Source organism: Methylobacterium nonmethylotrophicum, from assembly GCF_004745635.1.
Lineage (GTDB): Bacteria > Pseudomonadota > Alphaproteobacteria > Rhizobiales > Beijerinckiaceae > Methylobacterium > Methylobacterium nonmethylotrophicum.
The window spans coordinates 229,174-253,161 of sequence record NZ_SRLB01000002.1 but is presented as its reverse complement, the minus strand read 5'-3'; the positions used below and the strand labels follow the sequence as shown (position 1 = coordinate 253,161).

The 23,988-nt window shown below is 72.7% G+C and carries 22 protein-coding genes; 10 read left to right on the top strand and 12 right to left on the bottom strand.

The annotated features are described in order from the left end of the window. Positions 1–76: 76 nt before the first annotated feature. The 3 genes from EU555_RS03940 to EU555_RS03930 all read right to left on the bottom strand — a co-directional run bounded on the left by EU555_RS03940 (position 77) and on the right by EU555_RS03930 (position 1,676). A complete protein-coding gene (locus EU555_RS03940) occupies positions 77–652 on the bottom strand; it encodes a cob(I)yrinic acid a,c-diamide adenosyltransferase (RefSeq protein WP_135413172.1) in 576 nt (191 codons plus the stop codon). Positions 653–760: 108 nt separating this feature from the next. Further along, entirely contained in the window at positions 761–1,354 is a 594-nt protein-coding gene (locus tag EU555_RS03935; protein WP_135413170.1) for an acyloxyacyl hydrolase, read from the bottom strand. Between the two features lie 136 nt (positions 1,355–1,490). Continuing rightward, positions 1,491–1,676, bottom strand: a complete 186-nt coding sequence (locus EU555_RS03930) for a twin transmembrane helix small protein (protein ID WP_135413168.1) — start codon at positions 1,674–1,676, stop codon at positions 1,491–1,493. 381 nt (positions 1,677–2,057) lie between these two features. On the opposite strand from EU555_RS03930, the gene EU555_RS03925 reads away from it, so the two are divergent. Further along, positions 2,058–2,813 carry an outer membrane protein gene (locus tag EU555_RS03925; RefSeq protein WP_135413166.1) on the top strand — a complete coding sequence of 252 codons (756 nt, stop codon included), beginning with the start codon at positions 2,058–2,060 and terminating at the stop codon, positions 2,811–2,813. A gap of 102 nt (positions 2,814–2,915) precedes the next feature. On the opposite strand, the gene EU555_RS03920 is transcribed toward EU555_RS03925, so the two are convergent. The 4 genes from EU555_RS03920 to lptM form a co-directional block, all read right to left on the bottom strand. Beyond that, entirely contained in the window at positions 2,916–5,534 is a 2,619-nt protein-coding gene (locus tag EU555_RS03920; protein WP_135413164.1) for a TIGR02302 family protein, read from the bottom strand. Between the two features lie 87 nt (positions 5,535–5,621). Next, on the bottom strand, positions 5,622–5,816 hold the full coding sequence (locus tag EU555_RS03915; protein WP_135413162.1) for a hypothetical protein: 195 nt from the start codon (positions 5,814–5,816) through the stop codon (positions 5,622–5,624). A 101-nt stretch (positions 5,817–5,917) separates the two neighbouring features. Further along, entirely contained in the window at positions 5,918–7,189 is a 1,272-nt protein-coding gene (lysA, locus tag EU555_RS03910) for a diaminopimelate decarboxylase (RefSeq protein WP_135413160.1), read from the bottom strand. A 123-nt stretch (positions 7,190–7,312) separates the two neighbouring features. Continuing rightward, entirely contained in the window at positions 7,313–7,681 is a 369-nt protein-coding gene (gene lptM, locus EU555_RS03905; protein WP_135413158.1) for an LPS translocon maturation chaperone LptM, read from the bottom strand. Between the two features lie 423 nt (positions 7,682–8,104). Here lptM and EU555_RS03900 point away from each other — a divergent pair, with 423 nt between their 5' ends. Continuing rightward, the gene (locus tag EU555_RS03900; RefSeq protein WP_135413156.1) at positions 8,105–10,213 is read left to right on the top strand and encodes a hybrid sensor histidine kinase/response regulator; all 2,109 of its coding nucleotides are present in this window, start codon (positions 8,105–8,107) and stop codon (positions 10,211–10,213) included. A gap of 38 nt (positions 10,214–10,251) precedes the next feature. Here EU555_RS03900 and EU555_RS03895 read toward each other — a convergent pair whose 3' ends face one another. The 3 genes from EU555_RS03895 to EU555_RS03885 all read right to left on the bottom strand — a co-directional run bounded on the left by EU555_RS03895 (position 10,252) and on the right by EU555_RS03885 (position 12,465). Next, positions 10,252–10,497, bottom strand: coding sequence for a 3',5'-cyclic-nucleotide phosphodiesterase (locus tag EU555_RS03895; protein WP_135413154.1), 246 nt, complete (start codon positions 10,495–10,497; stop codon positions 10,252–10,254). A 254-nt stretch (positions 10,498–10,751) separates the two neighbouring features. Continuing rightward, on the bottom strand, positions 10,752–11,633 hold the full coding sequence (locus EU555_RS03890; protein ID WP_135413153.1) for a hypothetical protein: 882 nt from the start codon (positions 11,631–11,633) through the stop codon (positions 10,752–10,754). Between the two features lie 160 nt (positions 11,634–11,793). Then, positions 11,794–12,465 (bottom strand): DUF1134 domain-containing protein, encoded by a 672-nt coding sequence (locus EU555_RS03885; RefSeq protein WP_245524128.1) that lies wholly within the window; start codon positions 12,463–12,465, stop codon positions 11,794–11,796. Positions 12,466–12,566: 101 nt separating this feature from the next. On the opposite strand from EU555_RS03885, the gene EU555_RS03880 reads away from it, so the two are divergent. Then, on the top strand, positions 12,567–13,049 hold the full coding sequence (locus EU555_RS03880; RefSeq protein ID WP_135413151.1) for a hypothetical protein: 483 nt from the start codon (positions 12,567–12,569) through the stop codon (positions 13,047–13,049). 55 nt (positions 13,050–13,104) lie between these two features. Here the strand turns inward: EU555_RS03880 and EU555_RS03875 are convergent, their stop codons facing one another. Next, a complete protein-coding gene (locus EU555_RS03875) occupies positions 13,105–13,953 on the bottom strand; it encodes a 3'(2'),5'-bisphosphate nucleotidase CysQ family protein (protein WP_135413149.1) in 849 nt (282 codons plus the stop codon). A gap of 162 nt (positions 13,954–14,115) precedes the next feature. Between EU555_RS03875 and chpT the strand changes: the two genes are divergently transcribed. The 6 genes from chpT to EU555_RS03845 all read left to right on the top strand — a co-directional run bounded on the left by chpT (position 14,116) and on the right by EU555_RS03845 (position 21,068). Beyond that, a complete protein-coding gene (chpT, locus tag EU555_RS03870; RefSeq protein ID WP_135413148.1) occupies positions 14,116–14,802 on the top strand; it encodes a histidine phosphotransferase ChpT in 687 nt (228 codons plus the stop codon). Between the two features lie 179 nt (positions 14,803–14,981). Beyond that, positions 14,982–17,762, top strand: coding sequence for a hybrid sensor histidine kinase/response regulator (locus EU555_RS03865; RefSeq protein WP_135413146.1), 2,781 nt, complete (start codon positions 14,982–14,984; stop codon positions 17,760–17,762). A gap of 90 nt (positions 17,763–17,852) precedes the next feature. Then, positions 17,853–18,353, top strand: a complete 501-nt coding sequence (locus tag EU555_RS03860) for a chemotaxis protein CheW (RefSeq protein WP_135413144.1) — start codon at positions 17,853–17,855, stop codon at positions 18,351–18,353. Positions 18,354–18,417: 64 nt separating this feature from the next. Further along, positions 18,418–18,783 carry a response regulator gene (locus EU555_RS03855; RefSeq protein ID WP_135413142.1) on the top strand — a complete coding sequence of 122 codons (366 nt, stop codon included), beginning with the start codon at positions 18,418–18,420 and terminating at the stop codon, positions 18,781–18,783. 136 nt (positions 18,784–18,919) lie between these two features. Continuing rightward, positions 18,920–20,128 (top strand): protein-glutamate methylesterase/protein-glutamine glutaminase, encoded by a 1,209-nt coding sequence (locus EU555_RS03850; protein ID WP_135413140.1) that lies wholly within the window; start codon positions 18,920–18,922, stop codon positions 20,126–20,128. Positions 20,129–20,168: 40 nt separating this feature from the next. After that, the gene (locus tag EU555_RS03845) at positions 20,169–21,068 is read left to right on the top strand and encodes a CheR family methyltransferase (RefSeq protein WP_135413138.1); all 900 of its coding nucleotides are present in this window, start codon (positions 20,169–20,171) and stop codon (positions 21,066–21,068) included. Positions 21,069–21,424: 356 nt separating this feature from the next. On the opposite strand, the gene ctrA is transcribed toward EU555_RS03845, so the two are convergent. Further along, the gene (ctrA, locus tag EU555_RS03840; RefSeq protein WP_048450105.1) at positions 21,425–22,126 is read right to left on the bottom strand and encodes a response regulator transcription factor CtrA; all 702 of its coding nucleotides are present in this window, start codon (positions 22,124–22,126) and stop codon (positions 21,425–21,427) included. 434 nt (positions 22,127–22,560) lie between these two features. Between ctrA and fliI the strand changes: the two genes are divergently transcribed. Then, entirely contained in the window at positions 22,561–23,910 is a 1,350-nt protein-coding gene (fliI, locus tag EU555_RS03835) for a flagellar protein export ATPase FliI (protein WP_245524127.1), read from the top strand. Positions 23,911–23,988: the final 78 nt, after the last annotated feature.

The following is a 23,988-nucleotide window of genomic DNA, read 5'->3' as shown; positions in this document are numbered from 1 at the left end:
CGCGGACCGTAACGGCCGATTTTCCGAATTGTCAACGCGGGCCTCCGGGCCGCGCGCCCCGTCCGGTAACGGGGGGTCAGGTGCGGGTCTTGCCCGGCACCCACAGCACGTCCGCGGCACCGCCGTCATTGGCGACCCGGGCGGCGACGAACAGGAAGTCGGACAGGCGGTTGAGGTACTGGATCGCCACCGGCGAGACGGTCTCGCCGGGCGTCCCCGCGAGCGCCACGGCCAGGCGCTCGGCCCGCCGGCAGACCGTGCGGGCGAGGTGCAGGGCCGCCGCCGCGGCCGAGCCGCCCGGCAGCACGAAGGAGCGCAACGGCGAGAGGCCGGCATTGAGCGCGTCGATCTCGCGCTCGACCCGCTCGACCTGTGCGGCCACGACCCGCAGCGGCTCGTAGGCGAGGGGCTCGCCGGTCTCCGGGGTGGCGAGGTCGGCTCCGAGATCGAACAGGTCGTTCTGCATCCGCCCCAGCATCGCGTCGAGCTCGCCCGTGGTATGCAGGCGGGCCAGTCCCAGGCAGGCATTGGTCTCGTCGACCGTGCCGTAGGTCTCGACGCGCAGATCCGCCTTCGAGCGGCGCTCGCCGCTGGCGAGCGCCGTCGTGCCGGAATCGCCGGTGCGGGTATAGATGCGGTTGAGCACAACCACGGGCTTTCTCCCTCTGACGACGGGCCCGCGCGGGCCGCTCCCGGAACGGCAGCGGGGCCCCGCGACCCTATACCGGAACCGCCGGCCCCTGCCGAGATTCGGCGGTCGTCAGAAAGTATAGGAGATCTTGCCGCCGTAATTGGTCAGGCCGCGGTTCTCGACGCACAGGCCGGCATTCGACATGTGCTCGATCGTCGCCATCACGCTCCAGTGCTCGTTGAGGCGGAAGCCGATGGCCGCGGCCTCGCGGAACAGCGGCGAGCAGCCGAGCGAATTGTAGATTCGCGGCACGTAGAGCTTCGGCCCTGTATAGCCGTCGTGGAAGCCGGCGCCGAAGAACCCTTCGACGAAGATCCGGTCGGTGATGTCGATGGTCCAGGTCGCGCCGAGATAGGCGTAGCTGGTGCGGCCGTCGACGTTGTAGCTGCCGCCGACCGTCGGGCGCGGCACGAAGGCGGCCCAGAACCGGTCGAGGCCGGTCACCGGCTTGGCGAACAGCAATTCGCCGTTGATGTTGCTCGTGTTCTTCTCGTTGCTGCCCGGATCCTGGGCGGAGCCGCCGATGCGGAACTCCGAGACGATGCTCAGCGGCTGGACCGGCGGCCGGTAGGAGGGGACCAGGGCCGAGGGATCGGCGGCCTGAGCGGCCGGAGCGGCCGCCATGACGATCGCCGCGGCGAGGCTCGGAAGGGATACGCGCATCTGTCTGAACGGTCCACCGCCCCGTTGCTGGGACGCCCGGCACCCTAGACAACCGGCACGCGTCCCGTCTCGCCTCGCAATCCGTCCCGATCCGGTTTTCCACCCCGTGCGGCGACCCCGCCACAGTGCCGCTAGGTCACGCGCCGCGCCACCACAGCACTCCCATGATGACCACGATGGCGATGAACTGGAGCAGCACCCGCAGCCGCATCAGGCGCTGCGAGAGGTTGGCGCTGCCGCCGCGCAGCATGTTGCCGAGGCCGACGAGCAGCACCGCGGCGACGGCGAGGCAGGCGATGAGGACGATGGCGTTGGTGGACATCCGGGAGAGGCTCGCGAGGTGGAACGGCCTGATAGGGCGTATCGGGAGCGTCCGGCGAGGCGGCCCCGCGACGCAGGCGCGGGCCAGGGCCGCCGCGTCAACATCATCGCCACCTCCAGTCGAAACAAGTGACGGAAGGCGAATGACCTTTGGGCAGTTCGGGTATTGAGGATTGCCTCATGTTGAATTTTCTTTTTCTGTGTTGCCAAAATGCAATAGACCCGGACGACCCGACGTGGTTGTTTGCCAGGGCTGGACGGCTCCCGATCTGAGCCCTCGTGCATCGGGCGAGTTTCGGAGCGGGTCCGGAACGAACTCTTGTTCGAGACCTGGCTGCTGTGCTGCCGGGGCCAGACGAGGACATCTTTGGGGGTCAGTCACGTGAAGTCCACCCTGCTCGCGGCCGCCAGCCTGTTCGCGCTGATGGGCGGCGCCCAGGCCGCAGACCTGCCGCGCCGCGCCGCGCCGCCGCCGGTCATCGCTGCCCCGCCGGCCTTCACCTGGACGGGCTTCTACGCCGGCGTGAACGCGGGCGGCGCCGTCGGCGGCGATTTCCGCGTCGCGACGACCGCCCCGCGCCCGGCCGCGCTACCGCCGTCGCGGGCCGAGGTCTCGGCCGCCGGCTTCGAGGCGGGCGGCACCGTCGGCTACAATTACCAGTTCACGCCCAATGACGGCTTCGTGGTCGGCGTCGAGGCCGATGCCGGCTACTCGGACCTCCACAGAGCGTACCGCGTCTCGGCGGGCGCCACCCAGACCGCCATCGGCGGCATGAAGACCGACACCTACTTCGTGACCGTCCGGGGACGCGTCGGCTATGCCTGGGGCCCGCTCCTCGCCTACGTCACCGGCGGCTGGGCCTTCACCGAGATCGGCGCGCGCGGCACCGTCGCGGCGCCGGGCCGGATCCCAACGACGCCGTTCAACACCACGATCCCGGTCGACGGCTACACCGTCGGCGCCGGCCTCGAATACTTGATCACCCCGAACCTCTCGGTGAAGGGCGAGTACCTCTACGCCGACTTCGCGCGCGACATCCGCTTCCGGGCCTTCGGCACCCAGTTCGGCGTGCGCACCGGCCTCGACGTCCACCAGCTGAAGATCGGCATCAACTACCACTTCAACCTGTTCAACTGACCGCGAAGGAGGAGCGCGGCAGCGGCCGGGCTCCGCCTCAGCGGACAGTTCGGTCACGGCGCGATCCCGGCGGATCGCGCCGTTCGTCTTTGATGGCCCGGATCAGTTCCGCCGCAGCAGGCGCTCGAAGTAGTCGAGTTCCTCCGCCGGGCGGCTCGGGTCGCCGAGCTTGCGCCGCAGTTCCTCCAGGATGCGCCGGGCCCGCTCGACGCCGGATTCCTCGGCGGTCGGCACGCGGACGCGGCCGTCGGAGAAGTCGCGGCTGCGGGTCGGGCGGCCGAGGGGGTCGTTGTCGCGGGCGCCCTGGCGGCCGGGCTGGTTGGGGTTGCCCTGGCCCTGCTGCCCGTCGGCGGCCTGCTGGCCCTCGCCGTCCTGGCCCATCTGCTGCATCTGCTGGGCCATGCCCTGCGCGCCGCGCTGCAGCCCTTCGAGGGCGCGGCCCTGCGCGTCCACGGCGGAGCCGTCCTGGCCCTGGCCGAGGGCGTTCTCGGCCTCGCGCATCGCCTGCTCGGCGTCGGAGAGGCCCTGCTCGCCCTGCATGCCGAGCTCCTTCATCCGCCGCTGCAGGTCCTCCAGGCGCTGGCGCAGGGCCTGCTGGCGGTCGCCCAGGCCCCCCGGCTGACCGCCCTGCTGGCCGCGCTGGCCGGGCTGCTGGCCGTCCTGTCCCTGGGGCTCGCCCCCGCGCTGTCCCTGCTGGCCGCGCTGGCCCGGCTGACGCTGCCCCTGCTGGCCCTGCTGCGGCTGGCCGCGATTGCCGAAGCGGCGCTCCTGACCCTGCCGGAAGGTCTCGTCGCGCAGGCCCTGCTGCTCGCGCGCCATCGCCTCGAGATCCTGCATCTGGCGGTTCATCTCGCGGGCGGTGGGGTCCGACATGCGCGAGTTCGGCTGGGCGGTCTGCAGGTTCTCCAGGATGCCGCGAAGCTGATCGAGCAGGCGCTGGGCCTCGGCCACGTCGCCGCGCTTCATCGCCTCCTGCATCTGGTCGAGCATCTTCGAGAGGTCGTCCGGCGTCACCGTGCGGTCGGCCTGCTGGTTCTGCTGCCCGGGATTCGGCGGGTTCTGCTGCTGGCGCTGGGCGAACTCCTTCAGGAAGCGGTCCATCGCCTGGCGCAGCTCGTCGGTGAGCTTGGCGATCTCCTGATCGGAGGCGCCGCGGTCGAGCGCGTCCTTCAGCCGGTCCTGGGCGGCGCGCAGGGCCTTCTCGGCGTCCGAGAGGTCGCCCTCCTCGATCTGCAGCGCCATGGTCCAGAGGAGGTCCGCGACCTCGGTCAGGGCCTCGTCGGTCCTGGCCGCCCGCAGGCGCCGCGCCGCTTCCTTGAGGCCGAGGAAGACGCCCCATTGCGGCGTGAAGCGCTCGGGCGCGATCAGGAGCGCATCGAGGGAGGTCTCGACACGGGCCCGGCTCCCGTCCGGATCGAGGACGAGGCGGCGGCGCTCCTCGGCCAGCGACCGCGCCAGGGGCTTGGTGAAGAAGCGGCCCGGCAGCGTGAAGGCGAGGGGGGCGGAGCGTCCCTCCTGGCCCGCCTCGTCCCTGGCCACCAGGGTCAGCAGCACCTTGGCGCCGGCCCAGGGGTTGTCGGTGAGGTCGATGAGCGTGCGGGTGTCGGTGTTGCCCTGCGGGTCGGTCGGCAGCGAGAGGGTCAGGCGGGGCGGCGGCACCAGGCTGCGGCCCTTCGCCTGCGGCTCGACGAGGCCTTCCGCCGAGGCGAGGCCGTAATCGTCCTTGGCCCGGTAGGCGAGGGTGAAGGTCCCGCGCCCGTTGGTCTCAGGAGCGCCCGCGAAGGCGATCTCCGGCGGGCGGTCGGGGATGGTCTCGACGGTGAGGCGGTGGGTGCTGGCGAAGCCCGTCTGCACCGCGACCTCGGCGGTGCCGCCGGTCAGCGTGAAGCGCTCCTCGCGCAGGTCGGGCCTGGCCGGCGTGGTGGCCGGCAGGGCCTTCAGGCCGGCCCCCGGCGTCACCGTCGCGTCGGAGGCGCCGGCGATGCGCACCACCAGGGTCGCGTTCACCGGGGCGCGCAGGCGCTGACCGGCCTCCGCCAGGGTGACGATCAGGGGCGGCATCCGGGTGTAGAGCGGCGGGTCGATCCAGCCGTCGACCCGGAACGCGGGTGCCGCCGCCGGCGGCCCGCGCCAGTCGAAGGCGGCGCGCAGCCGGTCGCCCGCTTCCGGCCCGGCCACGAAGGCGCCGGCCACCGCGGCCAGGATCGCGCCGGCGCGCAGCGCGAAGGGGTCGCGCCGGGTCATCCCGGGCCGCGGGCCGGACACTTTCAGGCGCGCCACCGTGGCGGCCGCCCGGCGCCGGTGCAGCGCCCACAGGGCCTGCGCCCCGGGATCGTCGCGGCCGAGAGCCAGCGTGTCCTCGAGGGCGCGGGCCGGCCGGTGGCTCAGGCCCGCATCGCGGTCGATCCGCGCCAGCGCCTGGGTCCGGGCGAGCCGCCGCAGGCGCACGAGCGGCGCGAGCGCGGCCAGGAGCGCGATCCCGAACGCCGCGACACCGGCCATGCGCAGGGCCGGCCCCGCATCGAGCCACAGGCCGAGCCACGACGCGGCGAGAAACAGCAGCACGACCGCCAGGCCCCGCCACAGGATCGGCCAGGCCTGCTCCCACAGCGTCACCCGCCCGGCGCGAACCACCAGCCGGTCGAGCCCGGCGCGCACCGGATCGGGCCGGTGGTCCGAGGCGGGGCTGCGTTGCGCGGTGTCCGGCTCGGCTTTCGTCATGCCCTGCTCCCGCTGGGGCCCGTCCGCGAACGGGCGAAGGAGGCAGGCTAGCACGCCGGCCGGACCCGGCCAGCGGGTCAAATCGGCTCAGGCCGGCCGGCGGGTCCGCGGCCGGTCCGCGGCCTGCGGCACGTCGTCCCCGCCCCGCCGCGTCGCGACGTCGCGCAGGGGCTGCACGGCGATCCGGGCCTGGGCCAGGGCGGAGTGATGCTCCGCCGCGATGCGGTACGCGCGCTCGACCACGGCCTCGGCGCGGGCGAGAAGATTGCCTTGAGGCGCCATCGCTTGAGGTACTCCCGGTGACATGCCGGGACGCTACCGCGCGAGGACTGGCCGTCCGGTTCGGAAATTCGGTCGAATTTTAGCGATCGACCGGTCATCGATCAGCCCGCCAGCCATTCCGGAACCCTGTCGAGCCCGATCAGCTCCTCGTAGCTCTGCCGCGGCCGGATCACCGCGTGGTCGGGGCCGCGCACCAGCACCTCGGGCACCAGCGGCCGCGTGTTGTAGGTGCAGGCCTGCACGGCGCCGTAGGCGCCGGCCGACATCACGGCGATCAGGTCGCCGGGCTTGACCTCCGGCATCTCGCGGGCGAGCGCCAGGTAGTCGCCGCTCTCGCAGACCGGGCCGACCACGTCGGCGGTCAGGCGGGCCGCGTCGGGGCCCGGCTCGGCCACCGGGCGCAGGGCATGGTAGGCCTCGTAGAGCGTCGGGCGGATCAGGTCGTTCATCGCCGCATCGACGATCACGAAGGTGCGGCCCTCGCCGTGCTTTACATACAGGACCCGCGTCACCAGCACGCCGGCATTGCCGGCGATCATCCGGCCGATCTCGAAGACGGGCCGGAGGCCGAGCGGCCGGAAATGCGGCCGCAGCACCGCCGCGAAGGCGGCCGGGTCCGGCGGGGGGGCGTTGTCGTCCCGGTACGGGATGCCGAGCCCGCCGCCGAAATCGACGTGGTGCAGCCGGTGGCCCGCCGCCATCAGGTCGCGGGCGAGGCCGCAGAGCAGGGCGGCGGCGTTGTCGTAGGGCGCGAGGTCGGTGATCTGGCTGCCGATATGCATGTCGACGCCGACGAGCGACAGGCCCGGCAGGCGGGCCGCCCGGTCATAGACCTCGCGCGCCCGCGAGATCGGGATGCCGAACTTGTTCTCCGACTTCCCGGTCGAGATCTTGGCGTGGGTGCGGGCGTCGACGTCCGGGTTGACCCGGATCGAGACCGGCGCCGTCGCGCCCCTGGCGGCGGCGACGCGCGAGAGCTGCTCCAGCTCGGGCTCGCTCTCGACATTGAAGCACAGGATGCCGGCCTCGAGGGCGGCGGCCATCTCGCTCTCGGTCTTGCCGACGCCCGAGAAGACGATGCGCTCGCCCGGCACGCCGGCGGCGAGAGCCCGGCGCAGCTCCCCCTCCGAGACGATGTCCATGCCGGCGCCGAGGCGGGCGAGCGTGGCGAGCACCGCCTGGTTCGAGTTCGCCTTCATGGCGTAGCAGACGAGGGCGTCGTCGCCCGAAAACGCGTCGGCGAAGACCCGGTAGTGCCGCTCCAGGGTGGCGGAGGCGTAGCAGTAGAAGGGTGTGCCGACCGAGCCCGCGAGCCGTGCCAGGTCGACGTCCTCGGCGTGGAGCACGCCGTCGCGGTAGCTGAAATGGTGCATGGGTGGCTGACTGACGGTCCGGGGCGCGCCATGCGGCGCGTCGCGCCCTCTACACGAAAGCCGCCGCCCTTTGCACCCTCGGTTCCCGGCACACGGAGTTCCCGGGCGACCGGGATCCCCCCGTCAGAGCAGCGGATCGAGGGGGAACGGCTCCTTGGGGATGACGTAGCCCTTGCGGCGGCGCGAGGAGGATTCGGTCGGGGCCGGGATCCCGGTCGGCGGTGCGACCGCGGCGGAGGGCAGCTCGTCGGCGTCGTCGGGGGCGTTGCCGCCGGCCTCGAGCCCGACGCCGCCCGGCAGGGTATTGACCGAAGCGGCCCCGGTCCGCGGCCGCGCGGCCGCCCCGCCGGCCGGCGGCTTGCCGGCCTGCGGGCCGGCGGCGGCGCCGGCCGGGGCTGCGGCGGGCGGCGGTTCGAGCGGACCGCGGCGGCCGCAGGCGGTCGTCGCGAGGGCGATCAGGCCGAGGATCACGAGGGTACGGGTACGGAGCACGGGCGGGGTCCGGGCACGGGCGCGGTCCGACGACGACGCGGAAGCCGGTTCGTCGCGGGGCATCGCGGCACGATCAGAAACCTGGAGCGGCGCCGGGCCGCACGACCCGGTCCCCGCCCTAAGCGTGGCGGCAGCACCATAGCGGCCCGCGTCCCGCGAGGCGAGCCCGGCGTTAGGGGCCGTTGCGCGGCATTCGAGCGTGGCCGTTAAGGACCTGTTCGACCGCCTGCCGGAAGAGTGCGGCCAGGAAATGGAGCCGGGGCGCCGGCGCCGATGCCCGGGCGACACACCCGAACGGACAACGGCGACCCGCGGGACGCCGACGGACGGGACGGCGATCGTTTCGCTCGCCAAGCCGTTAATGAACAGTTAAGCTTCACGCCGATCGCCGCGTCGGCTTTCCGCCGCGTTTGTGAGTGTCCCGTGAGCCTATCGACGGTGCGGCTGCACCAGCTCCTCGTCGCCGCGGCTTTCCTGGTGCCGTGCGTCGTCCTGGTGGGCGCGGCGTGGTGGAACCGGGCCGAGGTCCTGCGGGAAGAGGACAGCGCGGTCGTGCGGACCGCCGCGGTGATGCACGAGCACGCCTCGAAGGTGTTCGACACCGCCGAGCTCGCCATGGACCGGGTCGACGACTACGTCTTCGACCGGAGCTGGAGCCAGATCGCGGCGCCCGCCACCGGCGGCTTCCTGGCGAGCCTGAAGGCGCCGCTCGCCCAGGCCAAGGCGGTCTGGGTGGTCGACCCGCAGGGGCGGGTGCAGGCCTCGAGCCGCGAGGGCGACCTCAACCGCGACGTCTCGGGGCGGGACGTTTTCTCGGTTCACCCGCCGCGGGACATCGGCATCTATGTCAGCCCCGCCGTGCGGGAGGCGGACGGCTCCACCGCCTTCATGGTCAGCCGCCGGCGCTCGACCGATGACGGGCGCTTCGACGGCGTGATCGTGATCGCGCTCGGCACCGAGTACTTCGCCCGCTTCTACGCCGAGATCGCCGCGCCGACCGACCACCGGGCGATGCTGCTGCGCGCCGACGGCGCCATCCTGGTGCGCGAGCCGCCGGGCCCGCAGGTCGACGAGCGGCTGGCGCCGGCCGACCCGCTGCTGCGGGCGATCCGGGCCCGGCCGCAGGGGGGAGCCGCCACCGGCACGCCGCCGGCGGAGGCCGAGCGGCTCTATGCCTGGCGCCGCATCGGCGACTACCCGGTCCAGGTCGCGTTCTCGGTCGAGACCGCGGTCGCCCTCGACCGCTGGTACGACAACCTGCGGGTCTACGGTCTCGTCGCCACCGTCTCGGCCCTGACCCTGGTGCTGATGGCCTGGCTGGCGCTGGCCCGGGCCCGGGCCGAGCAGCAGGCGCTGGCCGACCTCAAGCGCGAGCACGCGCAGAGGCTCGCCGCCGAGAGCCAGCTGCGCCAGTCGCAGAAGATGGAGGCGGTGGGCCAGTTGACGGGGGGCATCGCGCACGACTTCAACAACCTGCTCGCCGTCATCACCGGCTCGCTCGAACTGGTGCAGCGGCGCATCGCCCGGGGCGACACCGATGTCGGCCGCTTCATCGCCGGCGCCCTCGACGGCACCGACCGAGCCGCCAAGCTCACCCACCGGCTCCTCGCCTTCGCGCGCCAGCAGCCGCTCGAGCCCCGTCCCACCGACCCGAACCGCCTCGTCGCCGGAATGGTCGACCTCCTGCGCCGTACGCTCGGCGAGACGGTGCGGGTCGAGACGCGGCTGATGGCCGATCCGCCGGCGGTGTTCGTCGACCAGAACCAGCTCGAGAACGCGATCCTGAACCTCGCGGTCAATGCCCGCGACGCGATGCCGGGGGGCGGCAAGCTCACCCTGGAGACGGCCGTCGGCACCCTCGAGGACGGGACGGCGGCGGTCTGCGTCACGGTGCGCGACACCGGCACCGGCATGCCGCCCGACGTGGTGGCGCGGGCCTTCGAGCCGTTCTTCACCACGAAGCCGCAGGGGCGGGGCACGGGCCTGGGCTTGAGCCAGGTCTACGGCTTCGTCACCCAGTCGGGCGGCCGCGTGCGCATCGACAGCCGGCCGGGGGAGGGCACCGCCATCGAGCTGACCCTGCCGGTGAGCCGGGACGGCGTGCCGGCCGAGGCCGCCGCGCGGACCCGCCTCGCGGCGGCGGCGCCCGGACGTGCGGCCCGGACCGTGCTGGTGGTGGAGGACGATTCCGCGGTGCGGCTCGCCAGCGCCGAGACGATCGGCGAGCTCGGCTACCGCACCCTGACGGCGTCCGACGGCGCGGCGGCGCTCGCCATCCTGGACGGCGGGCGCGAGGTGGCGGTGCTGTTCACCGACGTGGTGATGCCGGGCATCGACGGGCCGACCCTCGCGGCCGAGGCGCGGCGGCGGCGCCCGGACCTGCCGGTGATCTTCGCCACCGGCCATCCGCGCGACGACGCCCAGGAGGGGCCCCGGCCGGCGCCGGGCGAGACCGTGCTGCGCAAGCCCTTCACCATCGAGGCCCTGGCCGAGGCGCTGGAGGCCGCGAGCCGGGCCGAGGCCTCCGCCTGAGGCGGCTTGCGGAGCGGGTGGGCCTCCGCCCGGGACCGCTACTTGTGGGTCTGCTCGTAGTACTCGATCGCCTTCTTGCAGTTGACCGAAATCTTCTTCATGTTCTTCTCGAAGCAGCGATCGACCTCAGGACTCTCCGGCGGCAGATTCCCGCAGTAGGTCATGTAGTCGCCCGTGCAGTACTTCTTCAGGTTGGGGTCGTCGCGCTGGGCCGAAGCCGGGACGGCGAGCAGCACGAGGCTGCCGGCGGTCAGGAGGGCGAGCGACATCGGCCTGAGCATCATGTCTGTCGAAGCCTTGCAGAGGGATGGGAGTCGCAGCGACATGGCCCGAAACCCGCAGCCTGACAAGGGTCGCGGGACGCCTGAGACCCGATCGAGACCGTTGCGGGGGCCCGCCGGGGCCACCGGCCGAAGCAGGAAAAGGCTGCATCACGAACGGGTTAGATGATGTTTCCGCGCCGTTTCCGGGTCGGCTCGTCGCATCCGGGGACAGGCCGTGCCGGTCGCGATGTGCCGCAGGGCACATCGCCGAGCCGTCACCCCGCGGCGACGGGCGTCGGCACCTGCGCCGGCAGGGACGTCGCCTGGGGCATCCGCGGCTCCGGGCGGCCCTGCGCCTGCATCAGGGCGTCCGCCACCTCGGCGATCCGGCGCTCCAGGGCGGCGTTCTCGGCGGCGATGCGCTCGGGAGGCGGAGCGCCGGCCTGCGCGGCCGCCCGCAGGGCGGCGATCTCGGCCCGGGCAGCCTCGATCTCGGCGGCGTGGCGGGCATTGAGGTCGGAGAGCGCGTCCTCGAGCGCCTGGATCTGCTCGCGGGCGGCGCTGGCGATGCCCTCGCCCGCCGCCGCCACCCGGCCGCTCGCCGCGCGTGCCCGCTCCTCGGCGACGCCGCGGGCGGCCTCGGCCTCCGCCTGGCCGCTTCGCAGCGCCTCGACCTCGCCCCGCAGCGCGGCGAGGTCGGCCAGGGCCCGCTGATAGGGGCCTTCGAGGGCCCGCATCGCCTCCTCGGCCGCCGCGCGGGCGGTTCGGGCCTCCGCGATCTCGCCCTGGATCTGGGCGAGGCTGCCGCGGGCCGCGACGAGGTCGCGCTCGATCTCGGCGAGGCGGGTATCCCGGCGCTCGATCTCGGCGGTGAGCATCCCGATGCGGACGGTGCGCCGGCCCATCTCCTCCATCTCGGCCTGGCGGGCGGCCATCGCCTCCTCGACCCGGCGCTCGAGCTGGCGCTCGCGCACCGCGAACTCGGCCCGCAGATGGTCCTTCTCGGCGGTGAGCTCGACGATCGACATCGGGTAGAGCGCCTCGAGCCGGCGCCGCGTCAGGCGCTCGGCCCGGGCATTGAGGGCCGGCAGGATCAGCAGGGCGCACAGGCCGGCCCCGAGGAAGCCCAGGGCCGCGAACATCAGGGACTCGATCACCCGGGCGATACTCTCTCGGCGTCCGGGCGCGGCCTGCGGCCAGGCCCCCGGACGAGGGGACACGGTGGACGGCCGCCCGCGACCGGGCGCGGGCGGCGCGGGCCGGACCCTGCCACGGGACGGCCCCGAGGACCAGCGCGGCCGCGCGACGGCCGCCCGCTCAGAACGGGTTCCAGGTCGGCGAGTCGGTGAACTTGAGATAGCCGACATTGATCCCGAATCGCGCCCCGACGCCGGCACGGATCGGCACCACCACGATGTTGTCGGAGGTGACCGCCGACATGCCGAAGCCGCCGACCACGTAGGCCGAGCCGTCCATGCCGACGAAGCGGCGGTAGAGCGCGTCGACCCGGGGCAGGTTGTAGACCAGCATCATGCTGCGGGCGCCGTCGCCGCCGACGTCGAAGCCGAGGGACGGCCCCTGCCAGAAGACCTTGCGCTGGCCGGCATTGCGGGTGAACAGCGTGCCCTCGCCGAAGCGCACGCCGCCGATGATGGCGCCGGAGGCCTCCTGGCCGAGGATGTAGCCGTTGGGCTCGCCCCAGCGGCGCGTCGCCTCCTGCACCGTGAGGGCGAGGCCGCGCGACACCGAGCCGAAGAACTGGTGCCCGGAATCGATGATCTCCCGCGGCTGGAACGTGCCGGGATCGCCGGGGCGCCGCCCCTGCGCCGCGGCCGGGACGGGATGAAGGGCCGCCGGCAGCGCGGCGAGCGCCGGGGGGCCGGCGAGGAGGGCGGCCAGGACGGCGGCCGAGCGGCGCCGGCGCGGCGTTCCGGAGGTGTGCCGCCGGATGTCCTGCCTGGCCGAGGGGGCGGGAGGGGCTGAGAGCATTCGTTAGGCGTCCCGGCTTAGAAGGTCGGAGCCGGCTCGGCCGGCTCGGCCGGCGAGACACCGGCGCGGACGGGCGGCGGGATGCCACAGATGCTGCGGATATGGGCAAGATCTGGTTAACGCGGCGCGGCCTGCTGTCGCTGCTCGCCGCCGCGGTCGCCGCTCCGGCCCGCGGCGAGACGCCGCTCGGCGTGCCGGCACTCTACGCCGCCGATTCCCTGACCGGGCTCGCTCTGCGGGGTTTCGACGCCGTGTCCTACCGGCTCGGGCCGGAGCCGCTCCCCGGCTCGGGCGCGCACGAGGTCACCTGGTCGGGGCTCGTCTGGCGCTTCGCCGGACCGGCGAACCGGGCGGCCTTCGCGGCGGCACCCGAGGCCTATGCGCCGCGGCTCGGCGGCTACGATCCGGAGGGCGTGGCGGCCGGGCGCCTCGTCGAGGCCGATCCCCTGGCGGCGGCCCTGCATGGGGACCGGCTCTACCTCTTTCGCGGCGTGGAGCGGCGCCAGCGGGCCGGGCCCGCTCTCCTCGAGGCGGCGGAGGCGCGCTGGCCGGTGCTGCGGCGCGACGCCGCGCTCGGCGGGTGAGCCGGACCCGTCACGCCTCGCACCGACGACTTGCCCTGACAACTCGCCCCTACGCCTACTTGGCCGGGCGCGACGCCGGCAGCACGATCCGGCCGGCAAAGGACGGATCTCCGAGGGCCGCGAAGGGCCCGTTCCGGTACTGGTCGGGATGGCGGCCGTAGGCGAGGGGCGCGCCGTCGGGGCCGATCAGGCAGCCGCCGGCCTGGGTCAGGATGTGGTCGCCGGCGGCCGTGTCCCACTCCATGGTCGGGCCGCAGCGCACGTAGACGTCGCCCTCGCCGCAGGCGAGCAGCCCGAACTTGAGGGCCGACGACGCGCCGCGCCGCCGGGCGACCGGCAGGCCTGCGAGGCATGCCTCGTCCGCCGCCTCGCCATGGCTGCGGCTCACCAGCGCCGTCATGCCATCGGCGGGCGCGGGCCTCGCCCTGACCGCTCCGAACGGGCCGGGGCGGCCCTCGACGATCGGCGCCTCGCGCGCATCCGCTCCGGCGGCCCAGACCCGGGCGAGGACGGGCGCGGCGAGCGCCGCCGCCACCGGCCGCGCGCCGGCCACGAGCGCGATGTTGACCGTGTACTCGCCGGTGCCCTTGAGAAAATCCTTGGTCCCGTCGAGGGGGTCGACCAGGAAGAACAGGGCGGCGGGGGCGGCCTCCGCCGCGGTCTCCTCGGCGATCACCGGGATGCCGGGCCAGTCTCGCGCCAGCGCCGCCACGATCTGTTCCTCGGCGGCGAGGTCGGCCTGGCTCGTCGGCGAGCCGTCCGCCTTCAGGTGGTGGCGGCACCCGCCCAGTTCGAATCGGCGCAGGATCACGCCGGCCGCAGTGGCGATCTCGGCGAGCCTGAGCGCGATGGCGTCGCGCTCGGCGGGATTGGGCACGCTGCCGGGTGCCAGGGTCGTCGTCATGCCGCTGTCATGCCCCGCGTCCGCGGGTTTGTCGATCCGTGCCGGGGCAGACGGGCGGGCGCGATCGCCTTTTCAAACCGGCGCGCGGCGGCTATCCGTGCCGGCAAACCGTGGCGGGAGCCGCCGCGACCCCATCGAACCGGCCCCGCGGAGCGCGCCCCCATGACCCTCCCCACGACCGCCACCGTCGACCTCGACGCCCTCGACCTCTCGGCGCTGCTCTGCTCACGGGTCTGCCACGACGTCATCAGCCCGGTCGGCGCCATCGTGAATGGCCTCGAGGTGCTCGAGGACGAGGACAGCGCCGAGATGCGCGACTTCGCCCTCGACCTGATCCGCAAGAGCGCCAGGCAGGCCTCGGCCCGGCTGCAATTCGCCCGCATCGCCTTCGGGGCGGCGGGCTCGGCGGGCGCGAGCATCGACCTCGCGGACGCCGAGAACGTCGCCCGCGGCATGTTCGGCGACGACAAGACCCAGCTGACCTGGAGCGCGCCCCGCGCGCTGTTTCCGAAGAACAAGGTCAAGCTGCTCCTGAACCTCGTGGTGATCGCCGTCACGGCGATCCCGCGCGGCGGCGTCATCGACGTCGCGGTGACCGGGGAGGGCGAGGCGCCGGTCTTCGTCCTGACCGCCAAGGGCTCGCACGCCCGCATCCCGGCCCATGTCGAGGCGCTCATCGCCGGCGCGCCGGAGAGCGGCACCGTGGACGCCCACGCGATCCAGCCCTTCTATGCCGGCCTGGTCGCCCGGGCCGCCGAGATGGCCGTGCGGTTCTCGATCCAGGGCGACACGGTCACGATCCGGGCCGAGCCCGCCGGTCCGGCCGCCGCGGCCGAGACCGACGCCTGACGAGCGCTAACGGCATCTAACCCCGCGGCGGACCGGTGACCGGCCTTTTTTCCTTTGGATCCGAGGCAATTGCGGCCCGCTCCGCCGAAACGTGACGCTGTCCGGAAACGGATCATAAAGGCTCGCGTGGCACCGTGGACACTGCGCAGAGATCCTGCGTGGATCGACGAGTGGCCGCGATGGACGATTTGTTGCGTGAGTTCCTGACAGAGACCGGCGAGCACCTGGACACTGTCGACCTCGAACTCGTCCGATTCGAGCAGGATCCCAACAACCAGACGATTCTGCGCAACATCTTCCGGCTGGTGCACACCATCAAGGGCACCTGCGGCTTCCTCGGCCTGCCCCGCCTCGAGGCGCTGGCGCATGCGGCCGAGACCCTGATGGGCAAGTTCCGCGACGGCATGCCGGTGACGAGCCCGGCCGTCAGCCTGATCCTGCAGACCCTCGACCGGATCAAGCTGATCGTGGCCGAACTGGAGCGCACCGCCGCCGAGCCGGCCGGCATCGACGAGGACCTGATCGGCGCCCTCGAGCGGATGTCCGAGGCTCCGGCTCCGGCCCCCGAGCCGGTCGTGGCCCCGGCCCCGGCCGCGCCCGCGATGACCGCCGGCACTCTCGTGCCGCAGATCCTGGAGCGGGCCCTGAAGCCTGGCGAGGTTTCCCTCGACGATCTCGAGCGGGCATTTCGCGAGACGGCCGTCGATGCGGAGGCCGATGTCGCGCCGCCCGGCGCCGTCGTGGTGCCGCTGCCCGTCGCCGAGCCGGCCCGGCCGCCGGTCGAGGCGCGCCGCGTCGAGCCGACCCGCCCCGATCAGGGGCGGCCCGATCAGGGGCGGCCAGAGCCCGCCCGCGCGGAGCAGGGGCGGCCTGACCAGACCTCCGAGGCCGAGGGCGCGCCGGTCAGCAAGGTTCAGACGATCCGGGTGAACGTCGACACCCTCGAGCACCTGATGACGATGGTCTCGGAGCTGGTGCTCACCCGCAACCAGCTTCTCGAGATCGCCCGCCGGCACGAGGACGGCAACTACAAGGTGCCGCTGCAGCGCCTCTCCCACGTCACCGCCGAGCTGCAGGAAGGGGTGATGAAGACCCGCATGCAGCCGATCGGCTCGGCGTGGCAGAAGCTGCCGCGGGTGGTGCGCGACCTCTCGTCGGAACTCGGCAAGAAGATCGACCTGCTGATGCAGGGCGCCGAGACCGAGCTCGACCGCCAGGTGCTCGAGGTCATCAAGGACCCGCTCACCCACATGGTGCGCAACTCGGCCGATCACGGCATCGAGTCGGGTGCGGAGCGCAAGGCCGCCGGCAAGCCCGAGAAGGGCACGATCCGCCTCAACGCCTTCCACGAGGGCGGCACGATCACCATCGAGATCGCCGACGACGGCAAGGGCCTCGACCTGCAGGCGATCCGCCGCAAGGCGGTCGAGCGCGGCGTCGCCACGGACGCCGAGGTCGAGCGGATGACCGACGCCCAGGTGGCGAAGTTCATCTTCCACGCCGGCTTCTCCACCGCCAAGGCGATCACCTCGGTCTCCGGCCGCGGCGTCGGCATGGACGTGGTGAAGACCAACATCGAGCTGATCGGCGGCACGATCGACATCCAGACCCAGCTCGGCCGCGGCACCACCTTCACGATCAAGATCCCGCTGACGCTGGCGATCGTGGCGGCGCTGATCGTCTCGGCCCGCGAGCAGCGCTTCGCGATCCCGCAGGTCTCGGTGCTCGAGCTCGTCCGGGTGCAGCCCGGCACCGACCACGCGGTCGAGCGCATCAACGGCTCGCCGGTCCTGCGCCTGCGCGACCGCCTGCTGCCGATCGTGCCGGTGGCCGGCATGCTCGGCCTCGACGCCGCCGACGCCCCGGTCTCCACCGACGAGGGCTTCGTCGTGGTGAGCCAGGTCGGGCGCCAGCGCTTCGGCATCCTGGTCGACGGCGTCTTCCACACGGAGGAGATCGTCGTCAAGCCGATGTCCTCGAAGCTCCGGCACATCCCGCTCTTCTCCGGCAACACGATCCTCGGCGACGGGGCGGTGGTGCTGATCATCGACCCCAACGGCGTCGCCAAGATGGTCGGCTCCGGCACCGCGAGCGGCCAGCCCGGCGAGGCCGAGGCGGAGGCCGAGGGCGAGGAGACCGGTTCCGATCAGGCGGTGACGCTGCTGGTGTTCAAGGGCGGCGGCGATGCGCTCAAGGCGGTGCCGCTCTCCCTCGTCACGCGGCTGGAGGAGATCGACGCCGCGAAGATCGAGTGGGTCGGCGGGCGACCGCTGATCCAGTATCGCGGCCGGCTGATGCCGCTCGTCCCGGCCGATCCGGCCCAGGCGATCCGGCGCGAGGGCGCGCAGGCGCTGGTCGTGTTCTCCGACGGCGAGCGCTCGATGGGACTCGTGGTCGACGAGATCGTCGACATCGTCGACGAGGTGCTGGACGTCGAGCTCGTGACCGAGCGCTCCGACCTGATCGGCTCGGCGGTGGTGCGCAACCGGGCGACCGAGATCGTCAACATCGCCCATTACCTGCCGCTCGCCCACGACGATTGGGGCCAGCCCTCGCACCGTGCGGTCCCGAAGGCCCCGAGCCTGCTCCTCGTCGACGACTCGGCCTTCTTCCGCGAGATGCTGACGCCGGTGCTGAAGGCGGCGGGCTTCCGGGTGATCCCGGCGGCGGATGCCGAGGAGGCGATGCGCCATCTCGGCGGCGAGGCCCGCATCGACCTCGTGGTCTGCGACCTCGAGATGCCGGGCCGCTCCGGCTTCGACCTGATCGAGGCGATGCGCAAGATCGGTGGACGGCTCGCCGCGATGCCGGTGGTGGCGCTCGCCGGCACGATGGCGCCCGACGCCATCGCCCGCGCCCGCGCCCTCGGCGTCGCCGATTGCGTGGCGAAGTTCGACCGCACCGGCCTGGTGGCGGCGGTCAACGAGATCACCAGCGCGCCCCTCGTGGCGGCGGCGTAAAGGCCCCGTCGATCCGGCCGTCCGGACGCTCCGAGCGCCCGGATGGCTCACCACCGCCCGATACGTCCTCTCGACTCCCGAGCCCCGCCCATGATGGCCGCCAACACCAACACCGCCGGAACGCCTGCGCCGTCCACCGGCGAGACCACCGACTACGTCACCGTGCTGCTCGGCGACGAGCTGTTCGGGCTGCCGATCGACCGGGTGCACGACGTCTTCATCGCCACCAACCTCACCGACGTCCCGCTGGCGCCGCCGGAGATCAAGGGCCTGCTCAACCTGCGCGGGCGGGTCGTCACGGCGCTCTGCCTGCGCCGGCGCCTCGGCCTGCCGGACCGCACCGGCGACGGCCGCAACATGGCGGTAGGCCTGGAGCATGGCGGCGAGGCCTATGGGCTCCTGGTCGACCAGGTCGGCGAGGTGATGAAGCTCGCCGCCGACACCTACGAGCCGAACCCGGTCCATCTCGACACCCGCTGGCGCGCGATCTCGCGCGGGGTGCACCGCCTCGACGGACGCCTGCTGATCATCCTCGACGTCGAGGCGGTGCTCGCCTTCGGCGACGCGCGGCCCACGGCCAGCGCCGCGTGATCCCGGGGACGAGGCCGAGGACGACGGCGAGGATGACGGCGAGGATGACGGCGAGGATGACGGAATGAGAAGCTTCCTGATCGTCGACGACTCGGCGGTGATCCGCAAGGTGGCGCGCCGGATCATCGAGGGCCTGGGCTTCCGGGTGGCGGAAGCCGAGGACGGCCGCGAGGCGGTCGAGCAGTGCCGGGCGGCCATGCCGGACGCCATCCTGCTCGACTGGAACATGCCGCACATGGACGGGTACGAGGTCCTGCGCGCCCTGCGGCGGCTGCCCGAGGGCGACCACCCCAAGGTCCTGTTCTGCACCATCGAGAACGACGTCGCGTCGATCGCCCGGGCGCTGCATGCCGGCGCCGACGAATACATCATGAAGCCCTTCGACAAGGACATCATGACCGCCAAGCTCCAGGCGGTGGGACTGACCTGACGAACCGCCACGCCGTCGGCCCCGCCAAGGGGCCGACCGTGCGGCTGCCTCAGGCGTCCCATCTCCCTTCGCCCGTCCTCCGGCGGGCCCGATCCCTGCTCGCCCGCCGGAAGCGGCGCATCGACCGAGACACTTCATGGCCGCATCCGCCGCACCCTCCAGCCCATCCCCGAGCGCCGGCCCGCGGATCCGCGTCCTCGTCGCCGACGATTCCGTGGTGGTGCGCGGCCTCGTCTCGCGCTGGCTCGAGGAGGCCGGCTGCGAGATCGTCGGGACCGCCGCGAACGGCCGCCTCGCGCTCGACGCCCTCGACCGGGTCCAGCCCGACATCGTCCTCCTCGACATCGAGATGCCGGAGCTCGACGGCACCCAGGCGCTGCCGCGGATGCTGGCCAAGCGCCCCGGGCTCCAGGTCGTGATGATGTCGACCCTGACCCAGCGCAATGCGGAGATCTCGCTCCGCTGCCTGGCCCTCGGGGCGATCGACTACCTGCCCAAGCCCGAGGGCAACCGCGGCGTCACCACCCAGGCGAGCTTTCGCGAGGACCTGGTCCAGAAGATCCGGATGCTCGGCGCCGACCTGCGCAACCGGCCGCGGGCCCGCCCCTCCGCTCCGTCGGAGCGGCCCGGCCTCGCCGCACTGCCTGAGCGCCCGGCCGCCGTCGCGGCCGCCCCGGCGCCGCGGCCGGCTGCGGCCCCCGTGACCGTTCGCCCGCGTCCCTTGCGGGCGAGCCCGCCGCGGTGCCTGCTCGTCGGTGCCTCGACCGGCGGTCCCCGCGCCGTGGGAGAGGTGCTCGAGGGCATCGGCGCCGCGACCCTGCGGCGGGTGCCGATCCTGATCGTCCAGCATATGCCGCCGGTCTTCACCGCGGTCTTCGCCGAGCATCTCGGCGCCCGGATCGGCCTGCCGGCGGCGGAGGCCAAGCACGGCGAGCCGGTGCGGCCCGGCGTCGTCTACGTCGCGCCGGGCGGCCGCCACATGGGGCTCTCGGGCAACGCGACAGAAGCGGTGATCCAGCTCAACGACGGCCCGCCGGTCAATTTCTGTCGCCCGGCCGTCGACGTGATGTTTCGCGACGCCGCCGAGGTCTACGGTGCCGCCACGCTCTCGGTGGTGCTCACCGGCATGGGCTCGGACGGCACCAAGGGCGCCCAGGCCCTGGTCGAGGCCGGCGGCGTGATGCTGGCCCAGGACGAGGCGACCTCAACCGTCTGGGGCATGCCCGGCAGCCTGGTGCGGGCCGGCTACGCCCACGAGATCCTGCCGCTGCCGGCGATCGGCCCCGCCCTGCGGGCCGCGATCGCCGGCCCAGGTGCCGGTGCGGGCCTTGGTGCGGCCCACTGATGGGTATCCTGCCACGGCCCCCGGGGAGGATGCCGCGTCGATGACCGAGACCGAGTTCGAATTCCTCCGCGGCTACCTCAAGCAGCGCTCCGGCCTGGCACTCACGGCCGAGAAGCGCTACCTGGTGGAGAGCCGCCTCGCGCCGGTCTGCCGGCGCTTCAACCTCGCCGGGCTCACCGAGCTGATCGGCTGCCTCCGGGTCGCCCGCGACGGCGCGATCGAGCGTGCGGTGGTCGAGGCGATGACCACCAACGAGACCTTCTTCTTCCGCGACCGTACGCCGTTCGACCTGTTCCGCGACGTGCTGCTGCCGAACGCGCTCGCGGCCCGGGCCGCGCAGCGCCGGCTGCGGATCTGGTGCGCCGCCGCCTCGACCGGCCAGGAGCCGTACTCGCTGGCGATGCTGCTCGCCGAGGCCGCGCCCCGGCTCGCCGGCTGGCGGGTCGAGATCGTCGCCACCGACCTCTCGACCGAGGTCCTGGAGAAGGCCAAGCTCGGCCTCTACAACCAGTTCGAGGTCCAGCGCGGGCTCCCCGTGCAGCTGATGCTCAAGCACTTCACCCAGGTCGGCGAGCAGTGGCGCATCGCGGACGCCCTGCGCCAGATGATCGACTTCCGGCCGCTGAACCTGCTGCAGCCGTTCGAGCATCTCGGCACGTTCGACATCGTGTATTGCCGCAACGTGTTGATCTACTTCGACACCGCGACGAAGGCCGACGTGCTGCGGCGCATCGCCGACCAGCTCTCCCCCGACGGGGCGGTGCTGCTCGGCGCCGCCGAGACCGTGATCGGCATCACCGAGACGCTGGTGCCCGATCCCGAGCATCGCGGCCTCTATCGCCACGGCCGCGCGGCGGTGCCGGCCGGTACGACGGCGTCGGCCCTCGGAACGCCGGCCGCCGCTGCGGCCCAGCCCGGCCTGCGCTGGGCGGCCCGCTGAGGACGGGAACGATCGCCCGCACGCCTCGCCGCGCACGTCGGACCGTCCGGCGGTGCGATCCGGGTGGTGCCGGCGCTCCCATCGGCAGGGGCGACATCCTCCTTGTCATCCGGTGGCCGCGCGGCGGAACCCGGGATCCATGATCGCTGGTGCACCACGATGAGGCGGGGGCTTGCCCGCCTTGGCCTGGATCGTCAGCGGTGCCGGATCCCGGGTTCCGCTGCGCGGGCACGGGAGGCCATGCCAGGCGACGACGCAGGACGACGGGGTCGTCGCCGGCCGCCGATCCCCACGGCCCACGAACGAAAAAACCCCGCCGGAGCGGGGTTCTTTCGTCGTCCCGACCGGGCCGTCCGTCAGACCGCGATGCGATCCTCGTCCTCGGTCGGCTCGCGCAGCACGTAGCCGCGGCCCCAGACCGTCTCGATGTAGTTCTTGCCCTGACTGGCATTCGCGAGCTTCTTGCGCAGCTTGCAGATGAACACGTCGATGATCTTCAGCTCGGGCTCGTCCATGCCGCCGTAGAGATGGTTGAGGAACATCTCCTTGGTCAGTGTGGTGCCCTTGCGCAGGCTGAGGAGCTCCAGCATCTGGTACTCCTTGCCGGTGAGGTGGACCCGGGCGCCCGAGACTTCGACGGTCTTCTGGTCGAGGTTCACGATCAGGTCGCCGGTGGTGATCACCGACTGGGCGTGGCCCTTCGACCGGCGCACGATCGCGTGGATTCTCGCGACCAGTTCATCTTTGTGGAAAGGTTTGGTGAGGTAATCATCGGCCCCGAAGCCGAGGCCCTTCACCTTGTCCTCGATCCCGGCCATCCCGGAGAGGATCAGGATCGGGGTCTTGACCTTGGCCACCCGCAGCGAGCGCAGCACCTCGTAGCCCGACATGTCGGGGAGGTTCAGGTCGAGCAGAATGATGTCGTAATCGTACAGCTTGCCGAGATCGACACCTTCCTCCCCGAGATCGGTCGTATAGGTGTTGAAGTTCTCGGACTTGAGCATCAGCTCGATGCTCTGCGCGGTCGCGCTGTCGTCCTCGATCAGAAGTACCCGCATCTCAGGTCCCCAAGCCCTGGCCCTCAAGGGTTAAGGCAAGCCCCCGCCGCCCGTCCTCCACCGGCCCGTGGGGGACGCCCGTTATCTTCCGAATCGCGACGCTATGCCGTAACGGTTAACAAACCCTGTCCGTGTCCCGCAAGCGGTCGTGAAACCGCGAACCGGGACGGCCCCTTGCGGGTTTGCGTTCCGTTCTGGCCGAATCGCGATAGCATACCTGCATCTCGCTCCCGCAAGTCATGCCGAAATGGATGGCACCATGACGGCATGCCGGCGATGTTGCGCCCGAGACACGATCCCGGAGAACCTCCGGGAGCCCGTCCCGGATCCCATGCACCTCAGTGTTAAGGAGACGGGTAAATGGATCGTTGATGGAATGCGGCAATGGCAGCGGCACGGTTCGGGAAACCGCCTCGTATCAACAGGATGATGCCGTGACCGGGCCGGACGCGCCCGGCCGCCTCTCGGCCGCGCAAGGGGCGCTCGCGGCCGTGGAGGACGTCGAGGTCTTCGGCCGGGTCGCGGCGGTCCGCGGCCTGCTGATCGAGGTCGCCGGCCCGGTGGCGGCGATGCGCCTGGGCGGCCGGCTCGACATCGTGGTGAACGAGGCCGCGGGCGCCGCCGTGCCGTGCGAGATCATCGGCTTCTCCGGTCCCCACGCGCTGGCGATGCCGTTCGGCTCGCTCCAGGGGGTGCGCCGCGGCTGCCCGGCCCGGGTGCGGGCGGAAGGCGCGGGCGCGATCCGGCCGAGTCGGGCCTGGCTCGGCCGGGTGATCGACGCGCTCGGCCGGCCGATCGACGGCAGGGGCCCGCTGCCGCAAGGACCCGTCCCGTACGGACTCCAGGCCGACCCGCCGCCCGCCCATGCCCGCCGCCGGGTCGGCCCGCCGCTGGATCTCGGCGTGCGCTGCATCAACACCTTCCTGACCATGTGCGCCGGCCAGCGCATGGGCATCTTCGCCGGCTCCGGCGTCGGCAAGTCGGTGCTGCTCTCGATGCTGGCGCGCTACACCGCCGCCGACGTCGCGGTGATCGGCCTCGTCGGCGAGCGCGGCCGCGAGGTGCAGGAATTCCTCCAGGACGACCTGGGGGAGGAGGGCCTCGCCCGCTCGGTCGTCGTCGTCGCCACCTCCGACGAGCCGGCGCTCATGCGCCGCAACGCGGCCTACGTCACCTTCGCCCTCGCCGAGCATTTTCGCGACGAGGGCGCGCAGGTGCTGTGCATGGTCGACTCGATCACCCGCTTCGCCATGGCCCAGCGCGACATCGGGCTCGCCGCCGGCGAGCCGCCGACCGCCAAGGGCTACACCCCCACGGTCTTCTCCGAACTGCCGCGCCTCCTCGAGCGGGCCGGGCCCGGGACCGGGGAGGGGGCGATCACAGGCCTGTTCACCGTGCTGGTGGAGGGCGACGATCACAACGAGCCGGTCGCCGACGCGGTCCGGGGCATCCTCGACGGGCACATCGTGATGGAGCGGGCCATCGCCGAGCGCGGGCGGTACCCGGCGATCAACGTGCTGCGCTCGGTCTCCCGCACCATGCCGCGGGCCTGCGACCCGGACTACCTCGACGTGGTGCGCCGGGCCCGCCGGGTGCTCTCGACCTACGCCGACATGGAGGAGCTGATCCGGCTCGGCGCCTACCGCCCCGGCAGCTCGCCGGAGGTCGACGAGGCGATCGGCCTGATGCCCGATCTGGAGGCTTTTCTGGGGCAGGGTAAGGAAGAAGCAACCTCCATCCGCGAGGGTTACGAGCGCCTCGCCGCGATCGTCGGCGGGCCGTGAGGGCCGGCCGTGCGGTCCGCCCCCCGGCCGCGCGCCGCCGCGCGGCGGGCGGGGCTCGTCCGCACGCCGCTGTCGGGA

Coding starts and splice junctions, on each gene's coding strand:
- EU555_RS03935 (WP_135413170.1), bottom strand. CDS start 1,354: ATGCGCGTATCCCTTCCGAGCCTCGCCGCGGCGATCGTCATGGCGGCC.
- EU555_RS03845 (WP_135413138.1), top strand. CDS start 20,169: ATGACCGAGACCGAGTTCGAATTCCTCCGCGGCTACCTCAAGCAGCGC.
- EU555_RS03875 (WP_135413149.1), bottom strand. CDS start 13,953: ATGACGACGACCCTGGCACCCGGCAGCGTGCCCAATCCCGCCGAGCGC.
- EU555_RS03915 (WP_135413162.1), bottom strand. CDS start 5,816: ATGGCGCCTCAAGGCAATCTTCTCGCCCGCGCCGAGGCCGTGGTCGAG.
- EU555_RS03855 (WP_135413142.1), top strand. CDS start 18,418: ATGAGAAGCTTCCTGATCGTCGACGACTCGGCGGTGATCCGCAAGGTG.
- EU555_RS03880 (WP_135413151.1), top strand. CDS start 12,567: ATGGGCAAGATCTGGTTAACGCGGCGCGGCCTGCTGTCGCTGCTCGCC.
- EU555_RS03895 (WP_135413154.1), bottom strand. CDS start 10,497: ATGATGCTCAGGCCGATGTCGCTCGCCCTCCTGACCGCCGGCAGCCTC.
- lysA (WP_135413160.1), bottom strand. CDS start 7,189: ATGCACCATTTCAGCTACCGCGACGGCGTGCTCCACGCCGAGGACGTC.
- EU555_RS03930 (WP_135413168.1), bottom strand. CDS start 1,676: ATGTCCACCAACGCCATCGTCCTCATCGCCTGCCTCGCCGTCGCCGCG.
- EU555_RS03860 (WP_135413144.1), top strand. CDS start 17,853: ATGATGGCCGCCAACACCAACACCGCCGGAACGCCTGCGCCGTCCACC.
- EU555_RS03885 (WP_245524128.1), bottom strand. CDS start 12,465: ATGCTCTCAGCCCCTCCCGCCCCCTCGGCCAGGCAGGACATCCGGCGG.
- chpT (WP_135413148.1), top strand. CDS start 14,116: ATGACCCTCCCCACGACCGCCACCGTCGACCTCGACGCCCTCGACCTC.
- EU555_RS03920 (WP_135413164.1), bottom strand. CDS start 5,534: ATGACGAAAGCCGAGCCGGACACCGCGCAACGCAGCCCCGCCTCGGAC.
- EU555_RS03850 (WP_135413140.1), top strand. CDS start 18,920: ATGGCCGCATCCGCCGCACCCTCCAGCCCATCCCCGAGCGCCGGCCCG.
- EU555_RS03865 (WP_135413146.1), top strand. CDS start 14,982: ATGGACGATTTGTTGCGTGAGTTCCTGACAGAGACCGGCGAGCACCTG.
- ctrA (WP_048450105.1), bottom strand. CDS start 22,126: ATGCGGGTACTTCTGATCGAGGACGACAGCGCGACCGCGCAGAGCATC.